The following is a 19,563-nucleotide window of genomic DNA, read 5'->3' on the forward strand; positions in this document are numbered from 1 at the left end:
AATGGACGATCCGGGAGCATTCCAGCCCACGCGCGCAGATGTCGCAGACGTCGTCGTACGCCGCGCGTGCCAGCTCGTTCCGGTCAGAGAGACCGGACGCAGGCCGAACCCCCGTCCCCGCGGGGCATCGGCCTATCGACGAGGGGAAGGGTCCTTCGTGACAGACACCATCGATCCCGCCGTGAGCCCCACCGGCGGATCAGCCCGTAGCGCCTCCATCACCGCGCTGCGACTGCCCGAGCTGCAGGCGCTCGCGTCCGAGCTGGGCGTCAAGGGCACCTCCAAGATGCGCAAGGGCGACCTCGTGGAGGCCATCTCGGCCGCCCGCGGGGGTTCGCGCCCGCAGGCGCTGGAGCCGCGCCGCACCGAGGCGGTCGCCGTCGCCGAGCCGCCCGCCCGCGTGCGTCGTGAGCGCACCCGCACGGCCGCCGCCTCGACCGAGGCCGCGGAGCAGGCGACGGACGCCCCGGGCGAGCCCCGCAACGAGACCCGTGCGCCGCGCGCGGACGCGCTCGCCGGCCTCGAGGCCGCGCTCGACGCGCGCCTCGCCCCCGGTGAGCAGCGCGACGAGCGTGCGACCCGCGCGGCCGAGGCCGTCGGCGCCGTGACCGGGGAGCGCCGCTCGCGTCGCGCCGGCCGCGGCCAGGGCGCGCCGCAGGACGAGGTGGACGCCCGCGCGCAGCAGGGTCAGCCGGGTCAGCAAGGTCAGCAGGAGACCCAGCAGCGCCAGCAGCGCGCCGACCAGCGCCCCGACCAGCGCCCCGACCAGCGCCCCGACCAGCGCGGCGAGCAGCACGCGGGCCAGCAGGGCGCCCAGCAGAACAGCCAGCAGGGCACGCAGCAGGCCAACCGCCAGCAGGGCCCCCCGAACCAGCAGCGCGCCGACCAGGGTGGCTACGAGGACGACGAGCGGGGCGGCCGCCGCCGTCGCTCGCGCGACCGCTACCGCGACCGTGACCGCAAGCGCGGCCGCGGCCGCACGGGTGCGCCGGACGTCGCGGGCCTCGACGAGATCGAGGTGACGGAGGACGACGTCCTGCTGCCCGTCGCGGGCATCCTCGACGTGCTCGACAGCTACGCGTTCGTCCGGACGTCCGGCTACCTGCCCGGCCCGAACGACGTGTACGTCTCGCTCGGCCAGGTCAAGAAGTCCGGCCTGCGCCGCGGTGACGCGATCACGGGTGCCGTCCGGCAGCCCCGCGAGGGCGAGCAGCAGCCCGCCCAGCAGGGCAACCGGCCGAGCAAGTTCAACGCCCTCGTGCGTCTGGACACGGTCAACGGCATGACGCCGGACGAGGCCCGCACGCGGGCCGAGTTCACCAAGCTGACGCCCCTGTACCCGCAGGACCGGCTCCGCCTGGAGTACGAGCCCACCCGTATCACGCCGCGCGTGATCGACATCGTGGCGCCCATCGGCAAGGGCCAGCGCGGCCTCATCGTCGCGCCCCCCAAGGCGGGCAAGACGATCATCATGCAGCAGATCGCGAACGCGATCACTGCGAACAACCCCGAGGTCCACCTCATGGTCGTGCTCGTCGACGAGCGCCCCGAGGAGGTCACGGACATGGAGCGCACGGTGAAGGGCGAGGTCATCGCCTCGACCTTCGACCGGCCGGCCTCCGACCACACGATCGTCGCGGAGCTCGCGATCGAGCGTGCGAAGCGGCTCGTCGAGCTGGGCCAGGACGTCGTCGTGCTCCTCGACTCGCTCACGCGTCTGTCGCGGGCGTACAACCTGGCCGCCCCGGCGTCGGGTCGCATCCTGTCCGGTGGTGTCGACGCCTCGGCGCTGTACCCGCCGAAGCGGTTCTTCGGCGCGGCGCGCAACATCGAGAACGGCGGGTCGCTCACGATCCTCGCCTCGGCGCTCGTCGAGACCGGCTCCAAGATGGACGAGGTCATCTTCGAGGAGTTCAAGGGCACCGGGAACATGGAGCTGCGGCTGTCCCGGTCGCTCGCGGACAAGCGGATCTTCCCGGCGGTCGACGTCAACGCGTCGGGCACCCGCCGCGAGGAGATCCTCATGGCGAACGACGAGCTGAAGATCATCTACAAGCTCCGTCGCGTGATGGGCGCCCTCGACCAGCAGCAGGCCATCGAGCTGCTGCTCGGCAAGCTGCGCGACACGAAGTCGAACGTCGAGTTCCTGCTCCAGGTGCAGAAGACGACGCCCGGCTCCGACTGACGGACCCCGCACGGCCGACGGCCCCGCACTCCTGAGGGAGGCGGGGCCGTCGTCGTCCGTGGCGGACGGTCACGCGTCGGGCGTGAGGTCCTTCGCGAACCAGTGGTGCGCGTACGGCTCGTCGTTGAAGGGCTCGACCTCGTCGTACCCCGAGGACCGGTAGAGCGCGACGGCCTCGCGGAGCGTCTCGTTCGTCTCCAGCCGCAGGGTCCGCACGCCGCGGTCGCGCGCATGCGCCTCGAGCTCGACGAGCAGCCGCCGGGCGAGCCCCTGCCCGCGCACGCGCGGGTCCACCCACACCCGCTTGACCTCGGCGGTGTCGTCGTCGACGAACCGGAGTGCCCCGCAGCCCACCGGTTCGTCGCCGAGCCGGGCCACGAGCAGCAGCCCGGCCGGCGGCAACAGCTCGGCGTCGACGGCGACGTGGCTGCGCGACGGGTCGAACCCGGTGTCGAACCGTGCGGCGAGCTCGGCGGCGTACCGGGACATCGTGGTGCGCGCGTCGGGGTGGTCGGGCGGGCAGACCTCGACCCGCACCTCGGTCGGCCGGTCGGGGCTCATGGACGCCACTGTCGCCCACCGGGCGGGTGCCGGGAAGGTGCGGAAGGAGACGCAGGCCCGTCAGACGGCGTCGGCGACCGGCTGCAGCCCGAGGTACGTCCGGCACGTGGCGCCGACCTGCTCCCACTGCCAGTCCCGTGCGACCCGCTCCCGGCCCAGGGCCCCCATCGCACGCGCCCGCTCGGGGTCGGTGAGCAGGTCGCAGAGCCGCGCCGCGATCTCGGCCGGGTCGGTCGGGTCGACGACGAAGCCGGTGACTCCGTCGTCCACCGCGTCGGGCGCACCGCCGCTGCGTCCGACGACGACGGGCTTGCCGCACGAGGCCGCCTCGAGGAACACGATGCCGAGCCCCTCGGGCTCGAGCCCCCGCAGGCGGGTCCGTGACGGCATCGCGAACACGTCGGCGGCGTCGAAGAACGGCGGCATGTCCTTCCACGGGTGCGCCCCGGCGAACGTCACCGCGTCCTGGAGGCCGAGGGCTCGCACCCGGTGCTCGAGCGTCGCTCGGTGTGGGCCGTCGCCGACCACGAGGAGCCGGGCGTCGGGCACGACGTCGCGGACGAGCGGCCAGGCCTCGACCAGGACGTCCTGACCCTTGCGCTCGACGAGCCGCGACGCGGTGACGACGAGCGGTGTCGTCGGGGTCAGGCCGAACCGCTCGCGGACCTCGGCGCCGCCGCAGCCGGGACGGAACCGTGCCGAGTCGACGCCCGGCGCGAGGCGGCGCTGCTTCGCCCGCCCGGCGGGGGACAGCGCGTGCCCGATCTGGTCGCGGCACCAGGCGGAGATGTACGTGAGGTCGTCGACGTCGTCGCCGATGCGCCGCAGCAGGCGGCGGGTCACCGGCATCCGCGCCCACCAGACCTCGTGGCCGTGCGTGAGGGCCACGACGCGCTCGGCGCCGGCGGCCCGCAGCGCGGGGGCGAGCAGTCCGAGCGGGGCGGACGCGCCGAACAGGACCCGGTCGCAGCCGTGCTCGCGGAAGGCGGAGACGACGTCGCGGCGGACGCGACGGGTCGGCAGGAGCGTCGCCGCGCGGTCCCGGACGACGGGGTAGGGCAGCTCGGCGTCGTACGCGGCGTCGCCGGGCATCGACGCGGTGTAGACGACGACCTCGCCGGGTGGGAACAGGTCGCTCAGGGCGGCCACGAACGCCTCGATGCCGCCCTGCCGGGTCGGGAAGTCGTTCGTCACGACGAGCGTCCTGGGCAATCTGTCCTCCGGGGCAACGATCTCGGTCGCATTCATCGTAGGACCGCTGACCCGGACCGGACTGCGGGCGTCCATCGGGATGATTTCGGGCTGCCCCGCCGTTCTGGCACAATGTTCTGCTGGTCTGCGGTTCACCTGTGCGCGTTCGCGTGCGGGACCCGGGGACACCCCATCAAGGAGAATCCCGTGAAGTCTGACATCCACCCGGAGTACGTGGTCACCGAGGTCACGTGCACCTGCGGCAACACGTTCGTCACGCGTTCGACGGTGACGAGCGGCAAGATCCACGCCGACGTCTGCAGCGCCTGCCACCCGTTCTACACGGGCAAGCAGAAGATCCTCGACACCGGTGGCCGTGTGGCCCGGTTCGAGGCCCGCTACGGCAAGAAGCCGGCCAACTAGCACCCTCGCAGCGCCGGTGCCCGGCGCGGACGACTGCCCTCCATGGCAGTGTCCGCGTGGGCACCGGCGCTGCGTCGTTGTCAGGACCGTCCCCGGGGCGGCCCTCCGCTCCGCTGGGCGCCCGCCGCAGGGCGCTCCCCGGCGGGCGTCCGCGATCGGTGCACCCAGGAGAACCCCATGAGCGACGCGTTCGCCGCCGCCGAGCCGCTGCTCGCCGAGCACGCCGAGATCGAGGCGCAGCTCGCCGACCCCGGGGTGCACGCGGACGCCGCACGGGCCCGACGGCTCGGCCGCCGCTACGCCGAGCTCGGCCGCGTCGCGCAGGCCTACCGGGCGTGGCGGTCCGCCAGCGACGACGCGGACGCCGCGCAGGAGCTCGCCGAGGTCGACGAGGCCTTCGCCGCGGAGCTGCCCCTGCTGCGCGAGGCCGCCGACGCCGCCGCCGCACGCCTGCGCAACGTGCTGATCCCGCGGGACCCCGACGACGCCCGCGACGTCATCCTCGAGATCAAGGCCGGGGAGGGCGGCGAGGAGTCCGCGCTGTTCGCCGGAGACCTCCTGCGGATGTACGTCCGGTACGCCGAACGGATGGGCTGGTCGACGCAGGTGCTCGAGGCCACCGAGTCCGACCTGGGCGGGTTCAAGGACGTCCAGGTCGCCGTGAAGGCCCGCGGTGCGGCCGCCCCCGAGGACGGCGTGTGGGCGCACCTGAAGTACGAGGGCGGCGTGCACCGCGTGCAGCGCGTCCCCGTCACGGAGTCGCAGGGGCGCATCCACACGTCCGCCGCCGGCGTGCTCGTCTTCCCGGAGGCCGAGGACGAGGGCGAGGTCGAGATCGACCCGAACGACCTGCGGATCGACGTCTACCGCTCGTCCGGTCCGGGCGGCCAGTCCGTCAACACCACCGACTCCGCCGTCCGCATCACGCACGTGCCGACCGGCATCGTCGTGTCGATGCAGAACGAGAAGTCGCAGCTGCAGAACCGCGAGCAGGCCATGCGGGTCCTGCGCGCACGGCTCCTGGCCGCCCGCCAGGAGGAGGCCGCCGCCGCGGCCAGCGAAGCCCGGCGCAGCCAGGTCCGCACCGTGGACCGCTCGGAGCGGATCCGGACGTACAACTTCCCCGAGAACCGGATCGCGGACCACCGCACCGGCTACAAGGCGTACAACCTCGACACGGTGCTCGGCGGCGAGCTCGGACCCGTCGTGCAGTCCGCGGTCGACGCCGACGAGGCGGCCCGGCTGGCAGCGGCGGCGGGGACGGCGCCGTGACGGGCGCGACGTCGACCGACGGGCCGCCGCGGCCGGACCCCGGTCTGCGTGCGCTCGTCGAGGGTGCGGCCCGCCTGCTCGACGAGGCAGGCGTCGCCTCGCCGCGCAGCGACGCGACCGTGCTCGCGGCGTACGCGCTCGGCGTGGAGCGGCTCGAGCTCGTGCTGCCCCCGCCCGTGCCGGCGGGCTTCGCGGAACGGTTCGCGCACCTCGTCGAGCGGCGCCGCCTGCGCGAGCCGCTCCAGCACATCACCGGGTCGACCGGGTTCCGCTACCTCACGATGCACGTCGAGCCGGGTGTCTTCGTGCCCCGCCCCGAGACGGAGCAGGTCGCCCAGGTCGCGGTCGACGAGGCCGCCCGGCTGGTCGCCGAGGGACGGTCGCCCGTCGTCGTCGACCTGTGCTGCGGGGCCGGCGGCATCGCCGTCGCCGTCGCGACCGAGGTGCCGACGGCTCACGTGGCCGCGGTCGACGCCTCGCCCGCCGCGGTCGCGCTGACCCGCCGCAACGCCGACGCCCACGGGGCGCCGGAGCTGCGGGTCGAGCTCGGCGACGTGCGGGACGCCGCGCTGCTCGCCGACCTCGCCGGGCGCGTCGACGTCCTCGTCTCGAACCCGCCGTACATCCCGCCGGACGCCGTGCCGGTGGACCCCGAGGTCCGCGACCACGACCCCGACCTGGCCCTGTACGGCGGCGGTGTCGACGGGCTCGAGATCCCGCGCGCCGTGCTGGCCGCCGCCGCCCGGCTGCTCGTGCCCGGCGGGCTCCTCGTGATGGAGCATGCCGAGGTCCAGGACGCCGCCGCGCGTCGGGACGCCGAGGCGACCGGGGCGTTCGTCCAGGTCGGCACGAAGCCCGACCTCACCGGCCGCCCCCGGATGCTCGTCGCGCGCCGTGCGCACCCCGCGGCGCCTCCCGCGGCGCCCCCCGCGGCGCACCGTACGACGCACCCCGGCGCTCCCGGCACGTCCGGCGGGTCGCCCACCGACACCGTGGGAGGATCGCAGGCGTGAACGAGCGGATCTCGGCAGCCGACGACCCGAGCACCTGGGGACCCGCGATCGACGAGGCGGTCAACGCGGTCGCCCGCGGCGCGCTCGTCGTCCTGCCCACGGACACCGTGTACGGCATCGGCGCCGACGCGTTCACCCCGTCCGCCGTGCAGGCGCTGCTCGACGCCAAGGGCCGCGGCCGGCAGATGCCGCCGCCGGTCCTCATCCCCGACGTGCGGACCCTCGACGGCCTCGCGACGGCCGTCCCCGCCGGCGCCCGCGCGCTGGCGGAGGCCTTCTGGCCCGGGGGGCTGACGCTCATCGTGCAGGCCCAGCCGTCGCTCGCGTGGGACCTCGGCGAGACCCGCGGCACGGTCGCGCTGCGCGTGCCCGACCACCCGACCGCCCTCGCCCTCCTGCGCCGCACGGGGCCGATGGCCGTGTCCAGCGCGAACCGGACCGGCTCACCCGCCGCCGTGACCGCGCAGGACGCCTACGACCAGCTCGGCGAGTCCGTCGCCGTGTACCTCGACGCCGGCGCGGCGCCGGGCGGCGTGGCCTCGACCATCGTCGACGCCACCGGGGACCGGCTGCGGCTCGTGCGTGCCGGTGCGCTGTCGCTGGACCAGCTGCGGGAGATCACCCCGGTCGACGAGCCGGAGGCAGCGGCGCCGGCGGCTCCGGCGACGACGGCGTCCGGCTCCACCGCGGACGCCGACCCACCGGCCCCGGGGGGCTCGACGGCATGAGGGTCTACGTCCTGGTCCTGCTCATCGCCGCGGCGGTCGCGTACCTCGTCACGCCGCTCGCACGGTGGTGCGCCCTGCGCTGGGGCGCCATCACGGCGGTGCGCGACCGGGACGTGCACGCGATCCCCACGCCGCGGCTCGGCGGGATGGCGATGTTCGCCGGCCTCCTCGTCGCCATCCTCATGGCGAGCCGGCTGCCGTTCCTGCACTCGCTGTACGGCAACCCGCGACCGCTCATCGGCATCGTCGGGGGAGCGGCCCTGGTCTGCGCGCTCGGCGTGGCGGACGACATCTGGGACCTCGACTGGCTCACCAAGCTCATGGGCCAGGTGCTGGCCGCCGGGTTCCTCGCGTGGCAGGGCGTGCAGCTCTACCAGCTCCCGTTCGGGGACGTGAACGTCATCAGCTCGACGCGGATGTGGACGTTCCTCACGGTGCTGACGGTGGTCATCGCCATGAACGCGGTGAACTTCGTCGACGGCCTCGACGGGCTGGCCGCGGGTGTGCTCGCGATCGGCGGCACCGCGTTCTTCCTCTACGCGTACCTGCTCACCCGGACCGCGGGCGGGGCCGACTACGCGAGCCTCGCGGCACTCGTGCTCGCCGCGCTGGTCGGCGCATGCCTCGGGTTCCTGCCGCACAACTTCTATCCGGCGCGCATCTTCATGGGGGACTCGGGCGCGATGGTGCTCGGGTTCGTGATCTCCGCGGCGGCGATCCTCGTGACCGGGCAGATCGACACGGAGTCCGTGATGAACCGGCAGCGGTTCCCGGCGTTCCTGCCGATCCTGCTGCCGTTCGCCGTGCTGCTGCTGCCTCTGCTCGACATGGTGCTCGCCGTGGTCCGCCGGGTCGGCGCGGGCAGGTCGCCGTTCCATCCGGACCGCATGCATCTGCACCACCGGCTGCTCGGCCTGGGCCACTCGCACCGCCGGGCGGTCGCCGTGATGTACATCTGGACCGCGGTCTTCGCCTTCGGCGTCTCGGCCCTGGTGGTCTGGTCGACCACCGAGGTGCTCATCTGCTTCGGGATCGGCGTCGTCGTCGCCACCGCGCTCACCCTCGGCCCGCTGCGCGGCCGGTCGACGCCCGACCCGGCACCGGACCCCGCGCACGACCCGCCGGCCGGCCCGACCGCCGGCCCCGCGACCGACCAGGGGCCCGGAGCCCCGCTGCCCGTCCCCACCCCGGAGGAAGTCCGATGACGAACGCCCCCACGCCGGGCGCCCGCCCCCCGATGAGCGAGCAGGCCGTCGAGGCGGTGGTCCGTCAGGCGTTCCGCGACATGCTCGTGCTGCTGGGCGTCCTGCTCGTGCTCGGCGTCGGCATCGGCGTGCTCGTCGCGGGGGCCGCCGGCGCCTGGGGCGCGCTGCTCGGGGTCGCGATCGCGCTGGTCTTCTCGGGGACCACCGTGCTGTCCGTGCTGGCGACGGTCCGCAGCACGCCCGCCCGCACGTCCGCGGTGATCATGGGCGCCTGGCTGGCCAAGATCGTCGTGGTCTTCGTCGCGCTCGCGGTGCTCAGCCGGTTCGACTTCTACGACCGCGTCGTGCTCGGCGTCGTCCTGTTCGCCGGGGTGCTCGGATCGGCGATCCTCGACCTGCGCGCGGTCCAGCGCGGCCACGTCCCGTACATCGAGCCGGCCCCCGCCGCGGGACCCTCTGACGCGCCCTCCGACGCGCGGTCCGACGGCGCGGACGACCGGCCGGAGCACGCCGACTCATAGGTTAGGCTTCCCCGCATACACGACGGCCAAGTGTCGCCAGCGTGCCCGCGCCGAAGCGGGCGGGCGACACCCTCGACCTCAGGAGACCGCCCTGTTCAGCCTTGCGACGATCCTCCCGCTCGCCGCGGAAGACAGCGAGAGCGGCTTCCACGCGCCGACGCTGGCGGACTTCTTCCCGCCCGCGGTCGCGTTCGAGGGCACCCCGTTCGAGATCAACCGCATCATGATCGTCCGCTTCATCGCGGCCGCCGTGTCGGTGCTTCTCATCGTGCTCGCCGCCCGTCGCGCCAAGCTCGTCCCGGGACGGTTCCAGGTCGTCATCGAGATGGTGCTGGACTTCTGCCGCCGCCAGATCGCGGTCGAGACTCTCGGTGAGAAGCTCGGCAACAAGTACGCGCCGATCATCACGACGATCTTCTTCACGATCTTCTTCTTCAACATCACCGGTGTCGTGCCGTTCCTCAACGTCGCGGGCACGTCGGTCATCGGGCTCCCGCTGATCTTCGCGCTGTGGGTGTTCTTCCTCTACATCGGGGCCGCGGTCAAGAAGCTGGGCCCGGGCGGGTTCCTCAAGGGCGCGCTCTTCCCGGCCGGCGTCCCGAAGGGGCTGTACATCCTCCTGACGCCCGTCGAGTTCCTGCAGGTCTTCCTCCTGCGACCGGCGACGCTCACCATCCGACTCTTCGCGAACATGATGGCCGGCCACCTGCTGCTGGCGCTGTGCTTCTCGGCGACGTCGTTCTTCTTCTTCTCGGCCGCGAACGGCATGAAGATCCTCGGCGTCGTGACCCTCACGGGTGGGTTCGCCTTCTTCCTGCTCGAGATCTTCGTGGCCGCCCTGCAGGCGTACGTGTTCGCGATCCTCACCGCGGTCTACCTGCAGATGGTGCTCGAACCTGACCACTGAGCAACCGCTCGCTCGACGGCGAGGGACACGGTCCCGGATCGTCGCCCCACCCCGGACGCGCCGCGCGGCGCGCAGATGAAAGGAACCACAACATGACCGGCAACCTCGCCGTCATCGGCTACGGCCTCGCCGCCATCGGCCCCGGCATCGGCCTGGGCATCCTCTTCGGCAAGACGATCGAGAGCATGGCCCGCCAGCCGGAGATGTCCGGCCAGCTGCGCTCCACCATGTTCATCGGCCTCGCCTTCATCGAGGTGTTCGGCCTGCTCGGTCTCGTCACCCCCTTCATCTTCCCGTGATCGCCGGGCAGCTGGTCACCGCCGCGCACGGCGCGGTGGTCGCTGCCGAGGAGGAGCTGCCGAACCCGCTCCTCCCGGAGACCTACGACATCGTCTGGTCGCTGTTCATCGTCGTCGTGCTCGGCTTCGTGTTCCTCAAGTACGCGCTGCCGAAGATCCAGGCGGTGCTCGACGAGCGGACCGAGAAGATCGAGGGCGGGCTCGCGCTCGCCGAGTCGGCTCAGGCGGAGGCCCAGGCGGCTCTCGCCGAGTACCAGCAGCAGCTCCAGGACGCCCGCACGGAGGCCGCGCGCATCCGTGAGGAGGCGCGCAACGAGGGCGGCGCGATCGTCGCGGAGTCCCGGACGCGTGCGCAGGCCGAGGCCGCGCGCATCGTGGAGAACGCCCAGCGGCAGATCGAGGCGGAGCGCCAGCAGGCGAGCGTCTCGCTGCGCGCCGAGGTCGGCACGCTGGCGACCGAGCTCGCGTCGAAGATCGTCGGCGAGTCGCTCGAGGACGAGGCACGGCGCTCGCGCGTCGTCGACCGTTTCCTCGACGACCTCGAGGCGACGACGGCGGCGGGCGCGGCGGACGCAGGTAAGGGGAACTGATGCGCGGGACGAGTCGGGCGTCGCTGGCGGTCGCCGAGGAGCGGTGGGAGCCGGTCCTGAGCGCTGCCGGTGCGCAGGCGTCGGTGCTGGGCGAGCAGCTGTTCGCCCTGGTCGACGCGCTGGACTCCTCCGGCTCGCTGCGCCGGACACTGGCCGACCCGTCGATCGACGGTGACGCGAAGGCAGGCCTCGTCGGCCGGCTGCTCGCCGCGGCGGACCCCCGGGTCGTCGAGGCGGCGCAGGGGCTGGTGCGGTCGCGGTGGTCGGCGGACGCCGACGTGGCCGACGCGGTCGAGCACCTGGCGTTCCACGCCGTGCTCGCCACCGCCGAGGCCGACGGCACGCTCGGCCAGGTCGAGGACGAGCTGTTCCGGTTCTCGCGCGCCCTCGCCGGGCAGCGTGAGGTGCGCCGGGCGCTGTTCGACACCACCGTGCTCGCGGAGGCCCGCGTGCACCTGGTGGACCAGATCATCGCCGGGCGCGTGTCGCCCGTGACGCTGCTGGTCGCCGAGCGCGTCGCGGCGGCGCCGCGCGGTCGCCGGTACGTGGCGAGCCTCGGTCACCTGTCCGACCTCATCGCGGACCGTCGCAACCGTCAGGTCGCCACCGTGCACTCGGCCTCGCCGCTCAGCACGGCCCAGCGTGACCGGCTCGCGGAGATCCTCCGGAGTGCCTACGGTCGCGAGATCCAGCTCAACACCGTGCTCGACCCGCAGATCCTCGGTGGCCTGCGCGTGCAGGTGGGACCGCAGGTCGTGGACGCGACCGTGCTCGCCCGCCTCGCCGACGCCCGCCGACGACTGGCGAGCTGACCTGCGCGCCCGCGCGCACCAGACATGTGAGACCGCACGCACCGCGTGCGCCACGACAGGAGAGAAGCAATGGCTGAGCTGACGATCCGGCCGGAGGAGATCCGCGCCGCGCTGGACAGCTTCGTGAAGACGTACGAGCCGAAGGGCGCCGTCTCGGAAGAGGTCGGCCGTGTCACGCTCGCGGGCGACGGCATCGCGCAGGTCGAGGGCCTGCCGGGCGCGATGGCGAACGAGCTGCTCAAGTTCGAGGACGGCACGCTCGGCCTCGCGCTCAACCTCGACGTGCGCGAGATCGGTGTCGTCGTGCTCGGCGAGTTCACCGGCATCGAGGAGGGCCAGGAGGTCCGCCGCACGGGTGAGGTCCTGTCGGTCCCCGTCGGCGACGGCTACCTCGGTCGCGTCGTGGACCCGCTGGGTGAGCCGATCGACGGCCTCGGCGCCATCGAGACCGAGGGCCGTCGCGCTCTCGAGCTCCAGGCCCCGGGCGTCATGGCCCGCAAGTCGGTGCACGAGCCGCTGCAGACCGGCATCAAGGCCATCGACTCGATGATCCCGATCGGCCGCGGCCAGCGTCAGCTGATCATCGGCGACCGCCAGACGGGCAAGACGGCGATCGCGATCGACACGATCATCAACCAGAAGGCCAACTGGGAGACCGGCGACCCGACGAAGCAGGTCCGCTGCATCTACGTCGCCATCGGCCAGAAGGGCTCGACGATCGCGTCGGTCCGTGGCGCCCTCGAGGAGGCCGGCGCCCTGGAGTACACGACGATCGTCGCTGCTCCGGCGTCCGACCCGGCCGGCTTCAAGTACCTCGCCCCGTACACCGGCTCGGCCATCGGCCAGCACTGGATGTACCAGGGCAAGCACGTCCTCATCGTGTTCGACGACCTGTCGAAGCAGGCCGAGGCGTACCGTGCCGTGTCGCTGCTGCTGCGCCGCCCGCCGGGCCGCGAGGCGTACCCCGGTGACGTGTTCTACCTGCACTCCCGTCTGCTGGAGCGTTGCGCGAAGCTCTCGGACGAGCTGGGTGCGGGCTCGATGACCGGCCTGCCGATCATCGAGACGAAGGCGAACGACGTCTCGGCGTACATCCCGACCAACGTCATCTCGATCACCGACGGGCAGATCTTCCTGCAGTCGGACCTCTTCAACGCCGACCAGCGCCCGGCCGTCGACGTCGGCATCTCGGTGTCCCGCGTCGGTGGTGCCGCGCAGGTCAAGGCGATGAAGTCGGTCTCCGGCACGCTGAAGCTCGACCTCGCGCAGTTCCGCTCGCTCGAGGCGTTCGCGATGTTCGCGTCCGACCTCGACGCCACGTCGCGGGCCCAGCTCGCCCGTGGTGCCCGCCTCACGGAGCTGCTCAAGCAGGGCCAGTACTCGCCGTTCGCGGTCGAGGACCAGGTCGCGTCGATCTGGGCCGGCACCAAGGGCAAGCTCGACGACGTCCCGATCGAGGACGTCCGTCGCTTCGAGTCCGAGCTGCTGGAGCACCTGCGCCGCAAGACGGAGGTGCTGTCCACGATCGCGTCGAGCGGCAAGCTCGACGACGCGACCGAGGAGGCGCTGGGCGCCGCGGTGGACGAGGTCCGCAACGGCTTCCTCCTCGCTGACGGGACGCCGCTGGTCGGCGGCGCCGACGGCGACGCCGGTGTCGAGGTCGAGCAGGAGCAGATCGTCAAGCAGAAGCGGGCCTGAGATGGCCGGTTCCCAGCGGATCTACAAGGCGCGGATCAAGTCCACGCAGTCGCTCAAGAAGATGTTCCGGGCGCAGGAGCTCATCGCTGCGTCCCGGATCGGACGCGCGCGCGACCGCGTGAGCCTCGCGGCGCCGTACTCCCGGGCGATCACCCGTGCGGTGTCGGCCGTGGCGACGCACTCGAACGTCACGCACCCGTTCCTCGTCGAGCGGGCGGACACCTCGCGTGTCGCGGTGCTGCTCATCGCGTCGGACCGGGGCATGGCGGGCGCCTACTCGGCGAGCGTCATCCGTGAGACGGAGCGGCTCATCGAGCGGCTCGAGCGGGAGGGCAAGACGGTCGCCCTGTACGTCTCGGGCCGTCGCGCGGAGACGTACTACACGTTCCGCGGGCGCGAGCTCGCGGGCTCGTGGACGGGGAGCTCCGACGCGCCGAGCACGGACGTCGCCGGCGAGATCGCGGACACGCTCCTCGACGCGTTCCGTGCCCCCGCCGACGCGGGCGGCATCGCCGAGGTGCACGTCGTCTACACGCAGTTCGTCAACATGGTGACGCAGCGTCCCCGGGTCATCCGTCTGCTGCCTCTCGAGGTCGTCGAGGGTGTCGCTCCTGCGGACGAGTCGGACACGCTGCCGCTGTACGAGTTCGAGCCGGAGCCCGCCGTCGTCCTCGACGCGCTGCTCCCGCGCTACGTGCGCAGCCGGATCTACGCGAGCCTCCTGCAGGCCGCCGCGTCCGAGCTCGCCGCCCGTCAGCGCGCGATGCACACCGCGACCGAGAACGCCGAGGACCTCATCCGCATGTACACCCGGCTGGCCAACCAGGCCCGCCAGGGTGAGATCACCCAGGAGATCAGCGAGATCGTGTCGGGCGCCGACGCACTCGCTTCCGCCTCCTGAACACCGACCGCACGACACAGCCCCTGACGGAGCCCTGCTCCGGACGAACGAAGCGAGGCCAGACATGACCGCCACCACCGTCGACGAGACGGCCAGCACCGCCGACACGCCCGGCGTGGGACGGGTCGCCCGGGTCATCGGTCCGATCGTGGACATCGAGTTCCCCGCGGACCAGATCCCCGAGCTCTACAACGCCCTGCAGGTCGACATCGACCTGTCCACGCAGGGTGAGGGCGAGAGCTCCTTCACGATGACCCTCGAGGTCGCCCAGCACCTGGGTGACTCGCTCGTGCGTGCCATCGCGCTCAAGCCGACCGACGGCCTGGTCCGCGGCGCGCAGGTGCGCGACACGGGTGCCCCGATCTCGGTGCCCGTCGGCGACGTCACCAAGGGCCACGTGTTCAACGTGATCGGTGAGGTGCTCAACCTCGAGGAGGGCGAGAAGCTCGAGATCACCGAGCGCTGGCCCATCCACCGCAAGCCCCCGGCCTTCGACCAGCTCGAGTCGAAGACGCAGATGTTCGAGACCGGCATCAAGGTCATCGACCTGCTCACGCCGTACGTGCTCGGCGGGAAGATCGGCCTGTTCGGCGGTGCCGGTGTCGGCAAGACGGTCCTCATCCAGGAGATGATCCAGCGCGTCGCCCAGAACCACGGCGGTGTGTCGGTGTTCGCCGGTGTCGGCGAGCGGACCCGTGAGGGCAACGACCTCATCGTCGAGATGGAGGAGGCGGGCGTCTTCGACAAGACGGCCCTCGTCTTCGGCCAGATGGACGAGCCGCCGGGCACGCGTCTTCGTGTCGCCCTGTCGGCCCTGACGATGGCGGAGTACTTCCGCGACGTGCAGAAGCAGGACGTGCTGCTCTTCATCGACAACATCTTCCGGTTCACGCAGGCCGGTTCCGAGGTGTCGACGCTGCTCGGCCGCATGCCGTCCGCCGTCGGCTACCAGCCGAACCTCGCCGACGAGATGGGCCTCCTGCAGGAGCGCATCACCTCGACGCGCGGCCACTCGATCACGTCGCTGCAGGCCATCTACGTGCCGGCGGACGACTACACCGACCCGGCTCCCGCGACGACGTTCGCGCACCTCGACGCGACGACGGAGCTCAGCCGTGAGATCGCGTCGCGCGGTCTGTACCCCGCCGTGGACCCGCTGTCCTCGACGTCGCGCATCCTCGACCCGCGCTACGTGGGCCAGGAGCACTACGACGTGGCGACCCGCGTGAAGTCGATCCTCCAGCGCAACAAGGAGCTGCAGGACATCATCGCGATCCTCGGTGTCGACGAGCTGTCGGAGGAGGACAAGACGGTCGTCGCCCGCGCGCGCCGCATCCAGCAGTTCCTCTCGCAGAACACGTACATGGCCGAGAAGTTCACGGGCGTCGAGGGCTCGACGGTCCCCGTGGCCGAGACGGTCGAGGCGTTCAAGAAGATCGCGGCCGGCGAGTTCGACCACATCGCCGAGCAGGCGTTCTTCAACATCGGCGGCCTCGAGGACCTCGAGCGCAACTGGGCCCGTATCCAGAAGGAATACGGCGTCTGATCCGTCGGGTCCTGTGACTCCGCGGGGAGTCGCCGTCCGAGGGCGGCGACGTCCGGGAGGCGCCGCAACCGGCGCCTCCCGGCCCCGATCGAACATGAAGGAGAAGGTCAGTGGCTGACATCGAGGTCGACCTCGTCGCCGCCGATGGCAAGGTCTGGTCGGGCACTGCCCAGCGGATCATCGCGCCCGCGGGCGACGGCGAGATGGGTATCCTCGCCGGTCACACACCGGTGCTGACCGTGCTCAAGCCCGGCGAGATCCGGGTGCTCCCGGCCGGCGGCGGTGAGGTCATGCGCTGGCAGGTCGAGGGCGGGTTCCTGTCGTTCGACTCGAACCAGGCCACCGTGGTCGTCGACTCGGTGGTCAGCGGCGGACGCAGCTCCGCGGCGTCGGGGCACTGAGGGTCCGCCTGGCGTGAGCGGGGTCGAGGTCGTTCTGGTGGTGGGGGCGGTCGTCATCGTCCTCGTGCTGGTCGGCCTGGCGCTGTCCCGTGCGCACACCCTCGACCGTCGGGTCGGCTCGTTCCGGTGCGCGTTCGGCCGTTCCGCGGCGGGACCGTGGTCGGCGGGTATCGCGCAGTACGGTGCCCGCCAGCTGTACTGGTGGCGGCGCACGTCCCTCGCGCCCCGGCCGGCGGTCCGGTGGGACCGGGTCGGCCTGAGCGTCGTGGAGCGTCGGGCGGTCGAGGGCACCGGGCAGGTCGTGTTGACGTGCCGCAGCGGTGCGCAGGACGTGTTCCTGCAGATGTCCCCGGAGGCGTACGCCGGGTTGACGTCCTGGATCGAGGCGACGCCGTCGCGCGTCGGCTCGGTCATCTGATCCCCAGCTCTCCGAGGACTCTCATGCGTCTCGTCGTCGCCCGCTGCGCCGCCCGCTACAGCGGCCGGCTCAACGCGCACCTGCCGCTCGCGACGCGGCTGCTCGTCGTCAAGGCCGACGGCAGCGTGCTGCTGCACTCGGACGGCGGCTCGTACAAGCCGCTCAACTGGATGAGCCCGCCGTGCACGCTCGCGGTCGGTGAGCCGGACGACGAGTCCCGCGCGGCGGGCGTCACGCAGACGTGGGTCGTCCAGCACCAGAAGTCGGACGACCGGCTCGAGATCGAGCTGTACGACGTGCTGCACGACTCCGCGCACGACCTGGGGGTGGACCCCGGTCTGGTGAAGGACGGCGTCGAGGCGCACCTGCAGGAGCTGCTGGCGGCGCAGATCGCGCTGCTCGGCTCGGGGCACAGCCTGATCCGGCGGGAGTTCCCGACGGCGATCGGGCCGGTGGACATCCTCGCGAAGGACCCGTCGGGCGGCACGGTGGCCGTCGAGATCAAGCGGCGGGGTGACATCGACGGCGTCGAGCAGCTGACCCGGTACCTGGAGCTGCTCAACCGCGACCCGTTGCTCGCGCCGGTGCGGGGTGTGTTCGCCGCGCAGGAGATCAAGCCGCAGGCGCGCGTGCTCGCGACGGACCGTGGCATCGGCTGCCTGGTGCTCGACTACGACGCGATGCGCGGCGTCGACGACGTGGACGCCCGCCTGTTCTGACGGTCGCACCGCCCCCGGATGTGCCGGGGGTCACATCGGCCACCTCTTGAACATGTTCAACTGAACATGTTCAACTCTTGTCATGGCCGACGACAGGCTCGATACCCGCTCCCACATCCGCGCGACCGCCCTGCGTCTGTTCCGCGACCGCGGGTACGCCGCGACGACGATGCGGGCCATCGCGGAGGAGGCCGGCGTCGCGACGGGCAACGCCTACTACCACTTCGCGTCCAAGGACCACCTGGTCCAGGAGCTGTACCTGGACGTCAACCGCGACCACGCCGCCCGCGTCCGCGCGACGCTCGACGCGGGCGGTGACCTCACGTCCCGGCTCCGCGCCGTGCTGCTCGCGAGCGTCGACGCGTTCGGGGACTACCACGCGTTCGGCAGCGAGTTCGTGACCGTCGCGATCCGCCCGGGCTCGGCCGCGAGCCCGTTCTCGCCGGCGTCGGCCGAGGCCCGCGAGCTGAGCCAGGCCCTGTACCGGGAGGTCGTCGACGGCGCGACGCCCGCGGTCCCGGAGGCGCTGCGAGGCGAGCTGCCGGAGCTGCTGTGGCTCGCGCAGCTCGGCGTCACGTTGTTCTGGGTCCACGACGGGTCGCCGGGGGCGCGGCGGACGCGTGCGCTCGTCGAGGGGGCGGCGCCCCTCGTCGGCCGCCTCGTGCGACTGAGCCGGCTGCCGGTGCTGCGCGGCGCGGTCGACGACCTGCTCGGCCTGGTGCGGACGGTCCGGGCATGACAGCCCCGCTGGACCCATTGGCGCTCGACGTGGTCCGAGTCGTCGTGGCGCTCGGTGCCGTGGTCGTGCTGCCGGCGGGCCTGCGTCTGCTCGGCGACGACGTCGTGCCCCGGTCCTCGGCCGCGGGATGGCCGGTCGTCGGCATCCTCGCCGGGGTCGCGGTGTGGTTGCCGGTGGGTCCGGCCGCCGCGCTGCTCGCCGTCCCGTTCGCCGCAGCGTGCGGGTTCCTCGCCGGGTGCGCCGCCCGGCTCACGGTGCGTGGACCGTGGCGTCGTCCCTGGACGGCCTGCACGGTGGTGTCCCTCGCGACGCCCGCGGCCGGTGCGGCGGCCCTCGTCGCCGAGCGTGCCGGGTGGGGTCTGCTGGGGTTCTCGGGTGACTACCTCGCCCTGACCGTCCCGCACATGCTGTTCGCCGGGTTCGGCGCCTGTCTCGTCGCCGGCCTGCTGGCGCGCGCGGTGCCGTCGCTGGCCGGAACGGTCGGGGCGGTGGCCGCGCCGGTCGGGGTTCTCGTCGTGCTGCTCGGGTACTTCGTGTCCGACGGCGTCGAGCTCGTCGGCGCGGTGCTGCTGACGGCCGGACTGTGGTGCGCGGCCGGAGCAGCGTCGGGGCTCGGCCGGGGACGGGTGCACCCGCGCGCCGCACGCGCGCTCACGGTGGCGGTCGTCGTGTCGATGACGCTCGCCCTGTGGTGGGCGATGGGCGAGGCGACCGGGCTGCCGCACCCCGACCTCGGCTGGATGGTGGCGACGCACGGCATCCTCAACGCGGGAGCCGTCGTGGTCTGCGTCCTGCTGGCGCTCCGGATCGTGGGGTCGGCGGCCGGGACCCGCGGCGGGTCCGACGAGCTGACGTACACCCCGGTGGGTGGCACCCGCACGGGCGACCGCCCGCCGGGCTTCCGGAGCCTCCAGGTCCGCCACCTGGTCCTCGCCGGTGCCGACGAGCGCGACAGGGACCGGGTCGGCGAGGCGCTGCGCACGGGCCGGGTGCACGCCGCCGCCGGCGTGGACGTGCGGATCGAGGGCGGCCGCACGGTCCCGGGTGCCCGGGTCGAGACCTCGATCGGAGCCGGCCCGTTCCGGGTGACCGAGCCGTGCCGGGTGGTCTGGGCCACGCCCGACGGGTTCGGCTACGGCACGCTCCCGGGGCACCTGTTCCGGGGCGAGGAGGCGTTCACGGTCGAGCTCGACGACGTCGGCCTGTGGTTCGTCGTGGTCGCGTACTCGACGCCGGCGGTCGGCTGGGTGCGGGCGCTCGGACCGCTGGTGGTGGTCGGGCAACGGCTCTACGTCCGGCTCCTCGCCCGAGGAGCGCGCCGGGTCGCCGTCCGGCGGGCGGGCGACGGCGCTCGACGGGTCCGGGCGGGAGCCCGATGAGCGCCACGGTCGGGACGTCGGAGCGGCGCGGGACCGGCGTCGACGCGCACCCGAC

21 protein-coding genes are annotated in these 19,563 nt (G+C 72.8%); 19 read left to right on the plus strand and 2 right to left on the minus strand.

Features of this window, described 5'->3' with window-relative positions; genetic code table 11:
* Nucleotides 1-157 precede the first annotated feature (157 nt).
* The gene (gene rho, locus Cch01nite_RS15170) at nt 158-2,185 is read left to right on the plus strand and encodes a transcription termination factor Rho (protein WP_203756736.1); all 2,028 of its coding nucleotides are present in this window, start codon (nt 158-160) and stop codon (nt 2,183-2,185) included.
* Nucleotides 2,186-2,254: 69 nt separating this feature from the next.
* Here rho and Cch01nite_RS15175 read toward each other — a convergent pair whose 3' ends face one another.
* Together Cch01nite_RS15175 and Cch01nite_RS15180 are read right to left on the minus strand one after the other, a co-directional pair.
* Nucleotides 2,255-2,746, minus strand: coding sequence for a GNAT family N-acetyltransferase (locus Cch01nite_RS15175; RefSeq protein ID WP_203756738.1), 492 nt, complete (start codon nt 2,744-2,746; stop codon nt 2,255-2,257).
* Between the two features lie 60 nt (nt 2,747-2,806).
* On the minus strand, nt 2,807-3,940 hold the full coding sequence (locus Cch01nite_RS15180; protein ID WP_239070654.1) for a glycosyltransferase family 4 protein: 1,134 nt from the start codon (nt 3,938-3,940) through the stop codon (nt 2,807-2,809).
* A 204-nt stretch (nt 3,941-4,144) separates the two neighbouring features.
* On the opposite strand from Cch01nite_RS15180, the gene rpmE reads away from it, so the two are divergent.
* The 18 genes from rpmE to Cch01nite_RS15270 all read left to right on the plus strand — a co-directional run bounded on the left by rpmE (nt 4,145) and on the right by Cch01nite_RS15270 (nt 19,508).
* Complete coding sequence (gene rpmE, locus Cch01nite_RS15185) at nt 4,145-4,360, plus strand: 50S ribosomal protein L31 (RefSeq protein ID WP_203756751.1); 216 nt, start codon at nt 4,145-4,147, stop codon at nt 4,358-4,360.
* A gap of 177 nt (nt 4,361-4,537) precedes the next feature.
* A complete protein-coding gene (gene prfA, locus Cch01nite_RS15190; protein ID WP_203756753.1) occupies nt 4,538-5,632 on the plus strand; it encodes a peptide chain release factor 1 in 1,095 nt (364 codons plus the stop codon).
* Complete coding sequence (gene prmC, locus Cch01nite_RS15195) at nt 5,629-6,645, plus strand: peptide chain release factor N(5)-glutamine methyltransferase (protein ID WP_203756766.1); 1,017 nt, start codon at nt 5,629-5,631, stop codon at nt 6,643-6,645. Before prfA ends, prmC begins: the two co-directional genes overlap by 4 nt.
* Entirely contained in the window at nt 6,642-7,373 is a 732-nt protein-coding gene (locus Cch01nite_RS15200; protein ID WP_203756783.1) for an L-threonylcarbamoyladenylate synthase, read from the plus strand. Before prmC ends, Cch01nite_RS15200 begins: the two co-directional genes overlap by 4 nt.
* Complete coding sequence (locus tag Cch01nite_RS15205) at nt 7,370-8,578, plus strand: glycosyltransferase family 4 protein (RefSeq protein ID WP_203756785.1); 1,209 nt, start codon at nt 7,370-7,372, stop codon at nt 8,576-8,578. Before Cch01nite_RS15200 ends, Cch01nite_RS15205 begins: the two co-directional genes overlap by 4 nt.
* Entirely contained in the window at nt 8,575-9,099 is a 525-nt protein-coding gene (locus tag Cch01nite_RS15210) for a Cg1360 family ATP-synthase-associated protein (protein ID WP_203756787.1), read from the plus strand. The genes Cch01nite_RS15205 and Cch01nite_RS15210 overlap by 4 nt, the downstream gene beginning before the upstream one ends.
* Nucleotides 9,100-9,259: 160 nt before the next feature.
* Complete coding sequence (atpB, locus tag Cch01nite_RS15215) at nt 9,260-10,006, plus strand: F0F1 ATP synthase subunit A (protein ID WP_308439307.1); 747 nt, start codon at nt 9,260-9,262, stop codon at nt 10,004-10,006.
* 92 nt (nt 10,007-10,098) lie between these two features.
* Nucleotides 10,099-10,305 (plus strand): ATP synthase F0 subunit C, encoded by a 207-nt coding sequence (atpE, locus tag Cch01nite_RS15220; RefSeq protein WP_203756789.1) that lies wholly within the window; start codon nt 10,099-10,101, stop codon nt 10,303-10,305.
* Nucleotides 10,302-10,895 (plus strand): F0F1 ATP synthase subunit B, encoded by a 594-nt coding sequence (locus Cch01nite_RS15225; RefSeq protein ID WP_373309942.1) that lies wholly within the window; start codon nt 10,302-10,304, stop codon nt 10,893-10,895. Before atpE ends, Cch01nite_RS15225 begins: the two co-directional genes overlap by 4 nt.
* Nucleotides 10,895-11,707 (plus strand): F0F1 ATP synthase subunit delta, encoded by an 813-nt coding sequence (locus Cch01nite_RS15230; protein ID WP_203756791.1) that lies wholly within the window; start codon nt 10,895-10,897, stop codon nt 11,705-11,707. The genes Cch01nite_RS15225 and Cch01nite_RS15230 overlap by 1 nt, the downstream gene beginning before the upstream one ends.
* Nucleotides 11,708-11,776: 69 nt before the next feature.
* Nucleotides 11,777-13,405, plus strand: coding sequence for a F0F1 ATP synthase subunit alpha (gene atpA / locus Cch01nite_RS15235; RefSeq protein WP_203756793.1), 1,629 nt, complete (start codon nt 11,777-11,779; stop codon nt 13,403-13,405).
* A 1-nt stretch (nt 13,406) separates the two neighbouring features.
* Nucleotides 13,407-14,306, plus strand: coding sequence for a F0F1 ATP synthase subunit gamma (locus Cch01nite_RS15240; RefSeq protein WP_203756796.1), 900 nt, complete (start codon nt 13,407-13,409; stop codon nt 14,304-14,306).
* 64 nt (nt 14,307-14,370) lie between these two features.
* Nucleotides 14,371-15,852 (plus strand): F0F1 ATP synthase subunit beta, encoded by a 1,482-nt coding sequence (gene atpD / locus Cch01nite_RS15245; protein WP_203756798.1) that lies wholly within the window; start codon nt 14,371-14,373, stop codon nt 15,850-15,852.
* A 110-nt stretch (nt 15,853-15,962) separates the two neighbouring features.
* Nucleotides 15,963-16,253: a F0F1 ATP synthase subunit epsilon gene (locus Cch01nite_RS15250; protein ID WP_203756799.1), complete on the plus strand. Its 291-nt coding sequence runs from the start codon at nt 15,963-15,965 to the stop codon at nt 16,251-16,253.
* Between the two features lie 13 nt (nt 16,254-16,266).
* Nucleotides 16,267-16,671, plus strand: a complete 405-nt coding sequence (locus Cch01nite_RS15255; RefSeq protein ID WP_203756801.1) for a DUF2550 domain-containing protein — start codon at nt 16,267-16,269, stop codon at nt 16,669-16,671.
* Nucleotides 16,672-16,694: 23 nt separating this feature from the next.
* Entirely contained in the window at nt 16,695-17,390 is a 696-nt protein-coding gene (gene nucS, locus Cch01nite_RS15260; protein ID WP_203756803.1) for an endonuclease NucS, read from the plus strand.
* Nucleotides 17,391-17,472: 82 nt separating this feature from the next.
* Nucleotides 17,473-18,129, plus strand: coding sequence for a TetR/AcrR family transcriptional regulator (locus Cch01nite_RS15265; protein WP_203756805.1), 657 nt, complete (start codon nt 17,473-17,475; stop codon nt 18,127-18,129).
* Nucleotides 18,126-19,508: a YndJ family transporter gene (locus Cch01nite_RS15270; RefSeq protein WP_203756808.1), complete on the plus strand. Its 1,383-nt coding sequence runs from the start codon at nt 18,126-18,128 to the stop codon at nt 19,506-19,508. Before Cch01nite_RS15265 ends, Cch01nite_RS15270 begins: the two co-directional genes overlap by 4 nt.
* Nucleotides 19,509-19,563 lie beyond the last annotated feature (55 nt).

Origin of the sequence: Cellulomonas chitinilytica (genome assembly GCF_016862675.1) — a bacterium.
GTDB lineage: Bacteria > Actinomycetota > Actinomycetes > Actinomycetales > Cellulomonadaceae > Cellulomonas > Cellulomonas chitinilytica.